The organism is Neolewinella maritima (assembly GCF_923081025.1).
Classification (GTDB): domain Bacteria; phylum Bacteroidota; class Bacteroidia; order Chitinophagales; family Saprospiraceae; genus Neolewinella; species Neolewinella maritima.
This window is the reverse complement of the sequence record NZ_CAKLPZ010000001.1, coordinates 1,853,228-1,866,734: the sequence shown is the minus strand read 5'-3', so window position 1 is coordinate 1,866,734 and position 13,507 is coordinate 1,853,228. Positions and strand designations below refer to the sequence as shown.

10 protein-coding genes are annotated in these 13,507 nt (G+C 55.7%); 7 read left to right on the top strand and 3 right to left on the bottom strand.

Translation table 11 applies throughout. The annotated features are described in order from the left end of the window. Window positions 1-75: 75 nt before the first annotated feature. Entirely contained in the window at window positions 76-1,473 is a 1,398-nt protein-coding gene (locus tag MJQ68_RS07750; protein WP_238750461.1) for a type III PLP-dependent enzyme domain-containing protein, read from the bottom strand. A gap of 142 nt (window positions 1,474-1,615) precedes the next feature. Between MJQ68_RS07750 and MJQ68_RS07745 the strand changes: the two genes are divergently transcribed. The 7 genes from MJQ68_RS07745 (at window position 1,616) to MJQ68_RS07715 (ending at window position 11,319) form a co-directional block, all read left to right on the top strand. Further along, complete coding sequence (locus tag MJQ68_RS07745) at window positions 1,616-4,684, top strand: cellulase family glycosylhydrolase (RefSeq protein ID WP_238750460.1); 3,069 nt, start codon at window positions 1,616-1,618, stop codon at window positions 4,682-4,684. 7 nt (window positions 4,685-4,691) lie between these two features. Next, a complete protein-coding gene (locus MJQ68_RS07740) occupies window positions 4,692-6,497 on the top strand; it encodes an acyl-CoA dehydrogenase (RefSeq protein ID WP_238750459.1) in 1,806 nt (601 codons plus the stop codon). Between the two features lie 19 nt (window positions 6,498-6,516). After that, window positions 6,517-7,014, top strand: coding sequence for a VOC family protein (locus MJQ68_RS07735; RefSeq protein ID WP_238750458.1), 498 nt, complete (start codon window positions 6,517-6,519; stop codon window positions 7,012-7,014). Between the two features lie 3 nt (window positions 7,015-7,017). Then, window positions 7,018-7,434 (top strand): OsmC family protein, encoded by a 417-nt coding sequence (locus MJQ68_RS07730; RefSeq protein ID WP_238750457.1) that lies wholly within the window; start codon window positions 7,018-7,020, stop codon window positions 7,432-7,434. 85 nt (window positions 7,435-7,519) lie between these two features. After that, the gene (locus MJQ68_RS07725) at window positions 7,520-7,993 is read left to right on the top strand and encodes a hypothetical protein (protein WP_238750456.1); all 474 of its coding nucleotides are present in this window, start codon (window positions 7,520-7,522) and stop codon (window positions 7,991-7,993) included. A 379-nt stretch (window positions 7,994-8,372) separates the two neighbouring features. Continuing rightward, window positions 8,373-10,400, top strand: coding sequence for a T9SS type A sorting domain-containing protein (locus MJQ68_RS07720; protein WP_238750455.1), 2,028 nt, complete (start codon window positions 8,373-8,375; stop codon window positions 10,398-10,400). 229 nt (window positions 10,401-10,629) lie between these two features. Further along, complete coding sequence (locus tag MJQ68_RS07715) at window positions 10,630-11,319, top strand: hypothetical protein (RefSeq protein ID WP_238750454.1); 690 nt, start codon at window positions 10,630-10,632, stop codon at window positions 11,317-11,319. On the opposite strand, the gene MJQ68_RS07710 is transcribed toward MJQ68_RS07715, so the two are convergent. Together MJQ68_RS07710 and MJQ68_RS07705 are read right to left on the bottom strand one after the other, a co-directional pair. Beyond that, window positions 11,313-12,158: a S24 family peptidase gene (locus MJQ68_RS07710; protein ID WP_238750453.1), complete on the bottom strand. Its 846-nt coding sequence runs from the start codon at window positions 12,156-12,158 to the stop codon at window positions 11,313-11,315. The genes MJQ68_RS07715 and MJQ68_RS07710 overlap by 7 nt on opposite strands. 87 nt (window positions 12,159-12,245) lie before the next feature. Then, complete coding sequence (locus MJQ68_RS07705) at window positions 12,246-13,346, bottom strand: endonuclease/exonuclease/phosphatase family protein (protein WP_238750452.1); 1,101 nt, start codon at window positions 13,344-13,346, stop codon at window positions 12,246-12,248. Window positions 13,347-13,507 lie beyond the last annotated feature (161 nt).

The following is a 13,507-nucleotide window of genomic DNA, read 5'->3' as shown; positions in this document are numbered from 1 at the left end:
TCGCTACCGGTATCATGATCCTGGATCGGGTAGTGATGATGAGAACGCCAACCGGTTCCGTAAAGGTACTTCGTCCTAGTAGCCGAGAATTTGGAGCATGCTTTCTGCGGTCTGCTTACCGGCCAGAAGCCGATCGGTCAGATTGCCCTCCTTATCCAGATCGATGATGATGTGCTGGGGACTTGGGATCATACAGTGCTTGATGCCACCGTAGCCGCTGATGTTATCCTGGTAGGCACCGGTATGAAAGAAGCCTAGATAGAGTGGCTCCCCGTCTCCATCCTTATCCACCGGCAAGTAGACCTGACTTTCGTGGATCTCGGAATTGTAATAATCGGAGTTGTCGCAACTGAGCCCCCCGATATTGACCCGCCGATAGTCGCGGTCCCACTTATTGATGGGCAGTAGGATAAAACGCTCGCCGATCCCCCAGGCATCGGGTAGGGTGGTCATCAGGGAGTTGTCGATCATGTACCACATCTCGCTGTCGTTCTGCTGCTTGCGCGCCAGCACGGAAAAGATGGTCGCGCCACTTTCCCCTACGGTGTACTTGCCAAACTCGGTGAAGATGTCCGGCTCCGGCACTTCATCTTCTTCGCAGGCCTCCAGGATGTTCTTGACGATCTCCCGTACCATATACTTATAGTCGAACTCAAAGCCTAGGCTGTTGCGGATCGGCATACCACCTCCGATATTCAGGGCGTGGAGGGCGGGACTTTCTTGCTTCAACTGCCCGTAGAGGCGTACGGCCTTCTTCAGTTCTCCCCAGTAGTATAGCGTATCCTTGATGCCCGTATCGACAAAGAAGTGGAGCATGTGCAACTCCAGCTTCGGGTTGTCCCGAATCCGCTCGCGAAACAGCGGTAGCACATCCCCATTGCGCAACCCGAGGCGGCTGGTGTAGAATTCAAAGTTCGGCTCCTCTTCCGTAGCTACGCGGATGCCGATCTTCGCTACCCCCTGCACGTGGGCGTCGTAGTAATCAAGTTCGTGACCGTTATCGACCACCGCGATGACGTTTTCAAAGCCATCGTTCATCAAGCCCACGATGCCCTCCAGGTAGTTCTCGGGTTTGAAGCCGTTACAGACGATCTTGATCTGCTTGTCCAATTTACTACGGGCGTGTAACCGGCGGATCAGATCGATATCGTACGCCGAACTGATTTCCAGCTGCACGTCGTGATCGAGTGCTTCTTCTACCACGTGCGCAAAGTGGCTGCTCTTCGTACAGTAACAGTAGTTGTACTGACCGGCATACCCCTGTGCGCGCATAGCCCGGCGGAATAGGTTGCGCGCCTCCTTAATCTTGCGACCGATGCTCGGTAGATAGGTAAGTTTGAGCGGGGTACCGTACTTGCGGATCAGGTGAATCAGCGGAATCCGGTTGAACGTAAGGTAGCCATCAGTCAGATCAAATCCTTCCTGCGGAAAGTAGAAGGTCTGATCGATGAGGTCAAAGTATTTGTTAGCCAAGCTGGGGTCCTATTTGGGCGCGCAAAGATACACTGACGCCTTGATAGCTCCCGGGGTGGTTGTATGGCAAAATACCCTACCCGGACTTCCCCGCCCACGCCTTACTTTCGCCTCAGTAATCGGCCCACCTAACGTATCCATTATGCTTTCACGTTCACTGAGTTGTCTGCTCCTGATTTTATTGGTGACCCACCAGCTGGCTGCTCAGCTCACGCCTGCAGAAGCGGTGGCCGCCATGGGCCGCGGCATCAACCTGGGCAATACCCTCGAGCCGCCTACGGAAGGGGCCTGGAACAACGGACCGGCGCAGGAAGCTTACTTCGATGCCTACGTAGCTGCCGGATTTACGAATGTGCGGGTGCCCGTACGCTGGGACGAGCACACCGGTGATGAGCCCCCCTACACCATCGATGCCGCCTGGCTGGATCGGGTAGAGCAGGTGGTTGATTGGGGCCTGGATCGAGATCTTTTCATTACGCTGAATGCCCACCATGAGGATTGGCTGAAGAGTGACTACGACAATCCCACACTCCGGGCACGGTTCGATGCCATCTGGACCCAGGTAGCGCAGCGCTTTAGCGACAAGTCCGATAAGCTGCTCCTTGAGGTCATCAACGAACCCTTCGGGATGACCGTAGCGCAGGTGGATGATGTCAACCAGCGTGTGCTCGACATCATTCGGATGAGCAACCCGACCCGCCTGGTGATCTTCGGGGGGTACCAGTACTCCAACGCAGAGGAATTGCTGGTGGCGCGCATCCCCGACGATCCGTACCTGATCGGATACTTTCACTCGTACGATCCGTTTCAATTCGGGCTCAACGGGGTAGGTACCTGGGGCAGTGAAAGTGACTACCAGCTACTGGATCAGAAATTTGCCAAGGTAGCAGCCTGGTCTACTGAAAACGGCGTACCCGTTTACCTCAGCGAGTTCGGCGCCGTACTACAGGCTGATTACAATTCCCGCATGCGTTTCTACGCGGCCTTTACCGAGGCAGCTCTGCGCTACGGCTTCGCCTTTGCGGTATGGGACGATGGCGGCATGTTCCGACTCCTGGACCGCGACTCCGGTAACTGGCCAGAGGTGAAGGACATCCTCATAAACACGTACGCCGATTCCCCCACTGACGTACGCGCTACCACAGCGGAGCCCGTAGATACTATCACCCCTGAGATCACCCTAAGCTGGAATAATCGCTCCGATCGGGGCGGACTAGTGGTGGAACGCTCCGTCGGTGAGGCAGCTTTCGCTGCAGTAGCCACCCTGCCCGCAGGGACCAGTAGCTACACCGATACAGACGTCGAGATCGGTACGTTTTACCGGTACCGGCTGTCTTTTACTCGTGCGGACGGAACGCTGGTGCAGAGCTACCCCGCCCGGGTGTTGCTGGCCGGTGAGCAGACGCCATTCGGTGATACAGCGATCGTCATCACGGATACCCTGCAGGCCGAGAACTTTGACCGTGGGGGAGAGGAAGTAGCGTACCACGATTCAGAAGCCGAGAATATCCCCAATGAGTACCGTACAGACGAAGGGGTAGACATAGGGGGCAACGGAAGTGGTGGCTTCGCGGTAGGCTACGTAGCCCGCGGCGAATGGCTCGAGTACACCGTGCTGGTACCCGAAGCCGGAGCCTTCGCTGTATCGGCCGCACTGGCTAGCGAACAAGGTAATGGCAGCCTTAAAGTAAGTGCCAGTGGGGGCAGCTCAGCCACCAGTGTTTCGGTACCGGCTGCGGGGACCGGTAGCTACAGCACCTTCCAGGAATTTTCTTCGGTAGGTGTGCTGAGTCTGGCTGCGGGAGAGCAGATACTGCGGGTAGACATCACCGGCGACCAGCCCTTCAACATCGACTATTTCGTGTTCACTCCTGCCGCCCCAGACAGCGGAGCAGTGGTCAATTACTTCGATGGCTTGGATACAGCCGCAACCCGATTCACCGGGGAGCCCGCGGGCATCACCTACTCGGTGATGGACGGGGAACTCACTGTAGTCGGCGACGGTACGGCCGGACCGTACCAAACCTTCCGCTACGATCTACCGGACTCGCTGGCTGCCAACGTGACGGGGAGTGGGAATAAGCTCTACATCGGAGCGCGTACCACCAGTGGCGATCCGGTCAAGCTACGCATCGATCTTGTCGATGACAGTAATCTACACACCACCCTGGCTGGACGTAGCGCCAGCATTAGCGGAACGGAATTTCAGGACTACGTCTACGACTTTGCGGACGGATATACCGATGGTGGATACGGCGGTACGGGCTGCCCGGATGGCACTAACTGCCCGGTAAACGGTGGTCGCATCGTAGCCCTCACCTTCTATCCCGAACCGGAGGCGGGCATGTTCATGGATACGCTCGTCATCGATTACCTGAGCTTTGGGCAACCCCTTGATACCAGTACTGTCGCCGACGCAGGCGTCGTAAATTATAGTGACGACCTCACCAGTGCGTCCGATGCATTCTCCGGCACCGATCAGGGTATTGCCTACAGCGTAACCGATGGAGTACTGACGATTGCGGGCGACGGTACGGCGGAAGCGTACCGAAGCTTCCGCTATACCGTAGGTGGTGAAAACGGAAAAGCTGATGTGATCGGTTCGGATAACAAGCTGTTCATCCGGGCACGTACGCTGAGCGGCGACAGCAGCAGTCTTCGTGTTGATCTGATCGATGATCAGAACCTGCACACCAGTATCGATAATAATACGGTGGTGATCGCCGGAGACGAATTCAAGGTCTACACCCTGGAATACTCCGCCTACCAGGACGGCGGGTACGGCGGCACGGGCTGTACCACCGACGCTGCACCCTGTACGGTCGACGGCCAGCGCGTTACCCAGCTCGTATTTTATCCCGAGGCCGCTACCGGTGGCTTCAACGATACGATCGAGATCGACTACCTCAGTTTCGGGGTGGAGCTTTCTACCGCCGTACGGAACTTTGTGCAGCTGGATGGATTGTCCGTGTATCCTAATCCCGTTGAGAATCGCCTGAACCTACGCTTTGAGCTTAACGCGCGTACGGATGTGCGGGTAGACCTGTACGATGCGCTTGGCCGCAATGTGCGGCGCACCGCTCTGGCACGGCAACCCGCCGGTACGACCGAGCTGACGCTCGAGGTAGCCGACCTGGCCGGCGGCACCTACTTTTTACAACTCCACCTGGATGGTACACCGAGCCGTGCTTTCCAGGTTCGCATTAACTAATAAATCCATGTCCTACATTTCCGCTAGAAACCTACGCTTCATCCTACACGAAGTGCTGGACTTGGACTCGATCCGGCAGTTCGAGCGCTTCCAGGATTTTGACCAGGAGGCTATCGACTTCAGTCTGGACGCCGCACAGCAGCTGGCCGACCAGTACCTCCACCCTGTATACCAGGAGATGGACAAGAACAAGGCTTACTTTCAGGATGGCGAGGTACACGTGCTGCCCGAAGTAGGGGAGGGCATGCGCGCCATGGGGGAGGCCGGCTGGCTCAGCGCGAACTGGGACTACGAGCACAACGGACAGCAAATGCCCCTGACGGTACATAACGCCGGGGGACTCATATTCCAAGCCGCCAATGGCAACCTCGCCGCCTACGGATTCCTGACCACCGGGGCAGCCAACCTGATCCGTGAGTTCGGTAGCGATACCCTCAAGGACATCTACCTCAAACCCATGGCCGAGGGGCGCTGGCAGGGTACGATGGCCCTGACTGAACCCCAGGCCGGTAGCTCGCTCAGCGATATCACCTCGACCTACGAGGAGCAGGCTGACGGTACCTACCTCATCCACGGACAGAAGATATACATCAGTGGCGGCGACCATACGGCAGTCGACAACGTAGTACACCTGCTGCTGGCCCGCAAAAAGGGCGGACCCAAGGGAACGAAGGGGGTAAGCCTCTTTGTAGTCCCTAAGCATGTCCCCGAAGGCGATGACCTAACCGACAACAACGTCACCACGGCAGGCATCTACGGCAAGATGGGGCAGAAGGGCTACGTAGCTGCTCACCTGATGTACGGCGAGCAGGGGCCTACCCGCGGCTTCCTGGTAGGACAGGAGTTCAGTGGTCTCAAGCACATGTTCCTCATGATGAATGAGGCACGAATCGGTACCGGCATGATGGCCGCCGGCTCAGCCTCCGCGGCCTACTACGCCAGCCTCAAGTACGCCAACGAGCGGCCGCAGGGCCGCCACCCCGGTAACAAGGATATTAATGCGCCGCAGGTCACCATCATCGAACACGCCGACGTGCGCCGCATGCTGTTCTTTCAGAAGGCCGTAGTAGAGGGGAGCATTCACCTGCTTCTTCAGTGTAGCTTGTACGAAGACCACTACCGCGCCAACGGAGACGAGCGCTCGCATCTGCTGCTGGAACTGCTCACCCCAATCGCCAAAAGTTTTCCGGCTGAGTATGGGAACGAGGCGGTCAGCATTGGTATGCAAGTACTGGGCGGGGCCGGCTATACGGACGACTTCCCGCTCGAGCAGATCTTCCGCGACATCCGGGTCAACTCGATCTACGAGGGTACCACTACCATCCACGGACTAGACTTGCTGGGTCGCAAGGTGATGATGCAGAACGGCCAGGCCGTACGCTACCTGAAAGAGGAGATGCTCGCCGCGATCAAGGCGGCCTCCGCCCAGCCCGCGATTGCCGAGCTGGCTACCGCGCTGGGCAAAAGCCTGCAGGGACTGCAGGAGGTCATGGCGCAGCTGCTGCAACTGGCCCGCGAAGAAGACCCCAAGGTATTCCTCGCCGATGCGACCGTATTTCTGGACTACTTCGGCCTGCACGTCATCGCTTGGTCCTGGTTACAGCAAGCGACCGTAGCCACCCGGGCGCTCGAATCCGCCATGACCGTGGGTAAGGATCCCCTGGGCGAAGAGGATCAGCGCTTCTATCAGTCTAAGGTGCAGACCGCGCGCTACTTTTTCACCTACGTATTCTCGCGTACCGCGGGCCTGCGCCGTACGCTACTGGCGCAGGAACGTATCACCCTGGACACCGAAGCCGCACTGCTCGTATAGTCAACAGCCCCCCATCACCATGCGTCTATTCCTCCTAGCCCTGCTGAGTATATGCCTTGCATCCTGCGCACCCCGCCCGGATGCGTTCGGTTTGGAATCCGGATCCTTTCGCGCGAGCTTTGATCATTATGCCATAAACGTGGACGATGTGGACGCCAGCGTGGCGTTCTACCAGCGGGTGTTCGATCTGCCGGAAGTGTACGACGGGACGGGCAAGGAAAACATCCGCTGGCTGGCACTGGGCAACGGTATGTCGCTGCACATCATCGAATCCGACCGCAGTCAGCTACGGTTGCAGAAGGGGATACACCTGGCCATCAGTCTGGGTGATTTTGCCAGCTTTGTGGCCCGGCTGCGTACCCTCGACGTCCCCTTTGAAAGCTGGCAGGGCGCGGCAATGGAAACCAACGGACGGCCCGACGGCGTTCAGCAGGTGTACCTGCAGGATCCCGACGGCTACTGGATCGAGGTCAATGATGGCCGCTCCATCTTCGGAAAGCCCCCCGTAAAACCCTAAGCAATGACCGTGGAACTTCAGCGTATCGATGAGGCCTTCCTCTTCGAGACTACCAATGCCGAGGGGTTCACCGTCCTGGCCGACGCCAGCCCCGATATCGGCGGGCAGGGTAAGGGGCCGCGCCCCATGGAGCTCGTGCTGGCCAGTGTGGCTAGCTGTTCCAGTATTGATATCGTGCTGCTCCTGCAGAAGCAGCGGCAGGACTTGCAGGACCTCAGGGTGCGGGTCACCGGGCAACGGACCGACACGGTGCCCCGGGTCTTTACCGCCATTCAAGTGCACTACAGTTTTGCGGGGCCGCTGGATGCGAAGAAGGTTGAGCGGGCGTGTCGACTAAGCATGGAAAAGCTATGCAGTGTGAGCATGATGCTGAAGGCCGGCGGTGTGGAGATCACCTGGACGTACGAGATCGTGGAATAGGGTAGGGGCATAGTGCGGACCGGTACTATTGTCCGGGGATTCGGCGTTAGAAAGTTTTGCGTTAATTAGTATTAACCAAAGCACGATGCGCTGTTCGATTTCTTCCATACTGCCCACCGCGGCAGCCTTCTTCGTCTTGCTGTGTGTAGCTCCGCTGGCCGGCCAATCCGCCCCTACGTCCGATCTAGCGTCGAATTTATCCCTGGCTGCCTTTAAGATCAACCGCAACGGCTCATCTCACCTAGTGATCGAATGGTATACCGTGCGGGAAGTGGACAACGATCACTTTCTGGTAGAGCGGTCTGAGGACGGACAGCAGTTTAAAGTAGTGGGTAAGGTGACGGGGCACGGCACTACCCGGCGGGGCTACGAGTATAACTACTTTGACTACGTAGCCTCCGAGGCCACGGTGTACTACCGCCTCACCCAGGTGGACTTTAGCGGCAGCCTACACCGATCGCGGGTGCAGGTCGTACCCGGCAGTCGGGTGGAGTTACTGCCCCTGGTGGAGCTTACGGCGGACTCCCTGGTGAGTCACCGGGTTGTGCTACTGTACTAACGCTAGCGGGGGTCAAATATAAATTTCAGCCAGAAGTTTGTTAGCTCCTACCCAGGTAGTAGATTTGTGCATGTGTACATAGATGCATCATCTCACCCTAGGGAAGAGTGTGTATAGTGTGCTCGGCACGCCGGATAGTGTGAACACCGGTAGGCCGTATGCCTTTAATAAGCAGTGATCAGTGTAGTGCTTTAGCGTCAACAGAACGGTGGTAACGACTTAAAGACGTCGGTATCTTGCCTTTATTGCCTCTTTAACACCTCATTTCCTGTCTCAATCATCCGGTTACTTCCGGCGCTGTGATCAACCCGAAAGCTTTCTTGAAACCATATTAACTATTGCTATGCGTCACCTATACCCTGGATTAAAAATTTCTGGCATGTCCGTAGGACTGTGCCTCTTATTAGCCTGCGGAACGCTCTCAGCACAGAGCTTTACCGGTGACGTTCTGATCCAGACGCAGGCGGATCTAGATGCCTTCGAGCCTTCGCCAACCACTACCTACGATACGCTTGTTGGTAATTTTGATATCGACCCGATCGAGCCACTTACCGACTTTAGCAACGTGGCTACGCTGGCGGTAATTACCGAGGATCTCGGTATTGATAACTACGAGGATGACCAAACAATCGGCAATCCCCTCGCTCAATTTACTGCCCTGGATAGTGTCGGAAGAATTCAGATCTTCGACATCGATAACTTTAACTCCGGGATCACCACGCTCTCCAATTCCACACTACGCCTCGTAGGATCAACTTTTGAGATCAGTAGTAACCAGAATGTGTCGGGACAGGTGAATCTACCCGCACTTACTTCCGTTGGTGCCTCGTACGTCGTGCAGAACAACCCACTGGTCTCTGCCCTAGTCAACCCCATTCTAGCAACTATCGGAGGTGATTTTCGCATCATCAATAACGACGCGTTGACTAATCTGGATGATTTTGAGCAAATCGCTAATTACAGCGGCGATTTCATCGTTACGGATAACGGAACGCTTTCCAATATTGACGGATTTGCCAACGCCGGAACTATACGGTTTTTTGTACCTGTGCTACGGGTAAGCAACAATCCTACTCTGGAAACGCTCGGCGGAACTCCCGGACCGAACGTGATCCGACTTTCCGTAACGGATGAGCTACAAATTAATAACAACAGCGCGCTGACTGAGATTAGCACCGAAATTAATGCAGGTGTTCAGGGCGGTGATGTGACGCTGACCGAAATAAGTGTTCAGAATAACCCCTTGTTGGAGACTATTGTGCGAATATTCGATCGTAGTTACAACATCACCGTAGGCAATTATCTCGTCGCTGATAATGCTGCACTAAACAATCTCGGCGGACAGCCCATAAATGTCACGGGCACCATTCAGTTGCAGCGCAACAATCAGATAACTATGGGCGCTAACTTCGCCCCTACTACTGGGTTGACCGGTAGCCTAACTATTGCCGATAACGCCCAACTCGGAACGTTTGGGCGCCTTGGTGGTACCACTGACCTTACTAACGGACTCCGTACCGTAGCGGGAGCCATCACCATCAACAACCTTCCTGTCCTGTTTAGCCTAGAGGGATTGCGGCGACTTACCAATGCAGCCTCCTTAACCCTTAATGGTACCGGTGCTATCAGTGATCTGGCAGGGCTTCGTAGCTTAGATGAGTTGGTTGATTTCCTGACCGTGACCAATAATAGTAGCCTAAGTGATTGCTGTGAGATCGCCTGTGAGGTGATCGTAGCCGGTCAGGCCGTCGACGGTACGAACAGTGCTGTGACCATTAGTGGTAACACAGGAGGATGTGAGGACAAGCCTACCTTCGTAAGCAACTGTGCGGGCGAGCCCGGTAAGGGTTGCCTAGCCGCCGCTCCCGTAGAGTTCATCGCCTTCACCGGCAGCCTCGGCAACGGCTACATCGACCTTGACTTCGCCACCGCCACGGAATCCGACAACGACTACTTTCAGATCGAACGCTCGGTCGACGGAGGAAGCTACACCGCGATCGGCCGTCTGGCTGGTGCAGGCAATAGCCTCCAGGAGGTTACCTACAGCTTCCGTGACTTTGACTACAGCGCCGGTGTGAATTACTACCGCATCCGGCAGGTGGACTTCGACGGTACCGAAGCCTTCTCCGATGTCATCGTAGTGGATGCCGGTGGTAGCTCTACGGCTATCACGCTGTTCCCCAACCCTGCTACCGGCTCGGAGGTGACCCTCCAGCTCGGTAACGATTGGAATACCGAACGGGTGACCGCTCAGATCTTCACCGTCTCCGGCCAACTGGTCACCGAGATTCGTGCCGCTGGAAACACCCGCCTCAAGCTGCCTACCGCTGGTCTGCAGGCCGGGGTCTACGCTGTACGCGTAAGTGACGGAGGTCATACCGTGACCCAGCGCCTCACCGTCCGGTAAGCCGGATCTGGTTTATACGCTTAAAGAAGGCCGCTCCCGGTAGGGAGCGGCCTTCTTAAATTTAATGATGTTCACACTTGAAGTAGATCATCACTAGTTGTCCAGGTAGCTATGGCGGTACACGCCGTCAGGAGTCTTCACATCTTATTGCTGGATGTTAATCCTACACATGGTTGGTACGTCTACTTCTTCTGCCACTTTGCCGCTGCGATGTGGACTTATTGTCTTAATGCTACTTGGTGGTCTTATTACTCAGGCACAATCAGTTGTCACCCTGGTCGGACTGCACGATAGTCTTACCTACCAGGACGAGGAGGTAGTCAGCGTACCCCTGCTCCGATTGAATCGCAATGTCGCTTCCTTCACTACTGACACCGTACCATACCTCAGTGATCTTCGTGCCATACCCGATGGGCCGACGGGTATTCAACTTAAGTGGCGCAAGACGGACGAGCGGAGGGCTGCCTACTACGCGATCGAACGGTCAGTGGATGGACGGGTCTTTCGGAGCGTAGGGCGCATTAGAGCCCGGGGCGGTGACGAGGCCGTAGTCGACTATTCGTTTCGCGACCGCAAAGTGACTCGTCGCAAGTTTTTCTACCGCCTCAAACAGGTCAACCGGGATGGTTCCCGAAGCTATAGCCACGAAGTCATCTTTCAACGGATGAAGCGACGGCACCAAATAGCGTTAATCCCCAGTGCCGAAAGTGCCCGGGAGTACACCGTCAAGCTAGGAAAGCTATTCAAGGGGGAAAAGGTATACATCGAGCTGCTCAATCCGCGAGGCAAGCGGCTGCGCAAGCGGATTGTGAAGCGCGCCAATTTTAAGCTTACTACTAAAGGCTTGGTTGCAGGGGTGTATACCCTCCGTGTCCTGGATGAAGAACAGTGGATACAGCGTAGGGTGGTCGTCTACTGATCGCGACTACTTCGGTTGAGGACCTTCTCGACACTCACCCCCAGACGGTTGATGAGTTTGCCCTGCTGGGCGATGGTAGCTTTGAGCTCACTCATCTCGTCGTGAACGTAGCGCTGAATATTCTGGGGGGAAGGAAGGAAAGGGGTGATGCGTGCGCGGACGTACCAGATCTCGCGGAGGTCACTCAGCGGAATACGGTAGGTATCGTAGAAACTGTTGTCGGAGATCACCTCCAGTTCCTTGCTGTCAGCCAGAAAATTACGGACCCGCTTGACCACTACGTCGCTTCGTGTCACGATCACGTAGGCATAGTTGTCCTTAATCCCACTCTGCCATAAGGTGGGCTCCAGAAATGCGCAGACAACCTTATCTCCCTCGAAGAGCGTAGGCTCCATACTATCGCCGGGCACGTCGAAGCTCCGGTGGGTACCGACCTTGTACTTATAGTCCGGCAGACTGTAGGTAGGTAGACTTTGTACAAACGATGGATCGCTTAATTCGGCGGCGTAGACGGACTGTGCCGGAAGCGGTACGTGTACGATCAGCTCGTCGGCGTCCGGAGTAGTGATGGTGGTGAGGATGCGAAAGTTCTGGTTGCTCTCTTCGGTCATAAACATCGGCCCGTCTCCCGTGAAAAGGTAGACTGGGTTAAGCTTGTACTTTGCAATGCTTTGACGTAGCAGCTCGATGGTGACGTCGCGGCGGCCTTTGAGAATTTCGCTCAGCGACTGAGGCAGGTAGTTAAGGGACAGCGCGAAGGCCCGGCTAGACCGAATGCGTTTCTCTGCTTTGAGCTTATCGTGGCATTTGATGAAGCGCTGAGAAACGACATTTTTCATAGAGTTACGGATTGGGACCGGAAGGCAGTGCTGCATCGGGCGTAGTTTTCCCGGTGACGCGATGTAAAAGTAACACCCTTTTGCTAATTAGTCTCCCCCTTCGATAACCGCGTTATCCTCCTTCCGTTTACCCATATCGATAGTCTTATCGGCCTCTTCCAGATCGTCGCTCTCCGGCGTTTCCCCCTGATTTTCATCCTGCTGCGGCTCGTAGCTCAGTTTTATCAATACTGGAAAGTGATCGGAACCTACGTAGTCGAGGCGCTTGAGTTCGATCACCGAAAGATCCGTGGAATGGAAGACATGATCTAGTGGCCAGCGTAGTAGCGAATATTCAGCATGAAACGTAGAGAACATGCCGCGGCCCCGGCGGGGATCGAGTAGTCCACTGAGACGCTGGAACAGACGCGATGAATGGGACCAGGCTACGTCATTCATATCACCCGCCACAATGGTCGTGCGATCGGGTTTGTCGCGGACTTCTAGGCCCACCATAGCTAGCTCGGCATCCCGGCCGGTGCTGGCGTAGGCTTCCGTGGGGCTGGGCGGCATGGGGTGCAGGAAGTGTAGATCGACCGTGCGGCCGTTCTCCAGCTTGATCTGCGTGTCGATGCTGGGAATATCGTCCTTGATCCGGTACTTTACCTGCGGGTCGATGAGCTCATACTTGCTCCAAAGGTGCATGCCGTAAAGGTTTTCCAGGGGGACGGGTACCCGGTAGGGGTAGTCTTCGGCAAGACCTTCCATGAGTTTTTCCTCCCACCACTCATTGGTTTCTACCGTTAGAAGAATATCTGGGTTTTGCTCCTTAACTACATTGATGACCAGGTCGGTACGCTTATTGGTTTGCAGTACATTGGACATCATTAGACTCAGGTGACCATCCGTTTGCTCGATCCGTTCGGCGTTCCGTGCGTCCTTCCCGTGCAGTGGGGTATAGGGGTAGATGCGGTAGGCCTGATAGACTGCAGCTACGGTGAGTATAATGCCCACCGTCCAGTTAAGCGTAGGGTTGTAGTGTCGTGACAGCCCCCAGAACAAAGCTGACCCAGCCAGAATTACTACCAATTGCTGCCGGGGGTAGTCGAATCCGCGGATCCACCAATCATCGTACCGGAGGAAGGGTAACAGTGTGCCTACTACCCCGATGATACCGAGGGTGTAAGCAATTATGCGCAGTATGATCACAGGATAAACACGTATTTGAACGTTAAAGGTAGGATTGTCGGTGGTGTTCGGTCCTACTATTTATGTAGCCGGGGGGTAAACGCCGCTCCAGACCTACTTCACAGACTAGCCATAGCCGGTCGGTTAGCTCAATAGCGTATTTTTGTGTTCGCCTAGTACCT

Excerpts from the sequence above, each read along its gene's own strand:
- MJQ68_RS07725 (WP_238750456.1), top strand. The coding sequence starts at position 7,520 with ATGCGCTGTTCGATTTCTTCCATACTGCCCACCGCGGCAGCCTTCTTC.
- MJQ68_RS07730 (WP_238750457.1), top strand. The coding sequence starts at position 7,018 with ATGACCGTGGAACTTCAGCGTATCGATGAGGCCTTCCTCTTCGAGACT.
- MJQ68_RS07710 (WP_238750453.1), bottom strand. The coding sequence starts at position 12,158 with ATGAAAAATGTCGTTTCTCAGCGCTTCATCAAATGCCACGATAAGCTC.
- MJQ68_RS07735 (WP_238750458.1), top strand. The coding sequence starts at position 6,517 with ATGCGTCTATTCCTCCTAGCCCTGCTGAGTATATGCCTTGCATCCTGC.
- MJQ68_RS07740 (WP_238750459.1), top strand. The coding sequence starts at position 4,692 with ATGTCCTACATTTCCGCTAGAAACCTACGCTTCATCCTACACGAAGTG.
- MJQ68_RS07715 (WP_238750454.1), top strand. The coding sequence starts at position 10,630 with ATGCTACTTGGTGGTCTTATTACTCAGGCACAATCAGTTGTCACCCTG.
- MJQ68_RS07720 (WP_238750455.1), top strand. The coding sequence starts at position 8,373 with ATGTCCGTAGGACTGTGCCTCTTATTAGCCTGCGGAACGCTCTCAGCA.
- MJQ68_RS07745 (WP_238750460.1), top strand. The coding sequence starts at position 1,616 with ATGCTTTCACGTTCACTGAGTTGTCTGCTCCTGATTTTATTGGTGACC.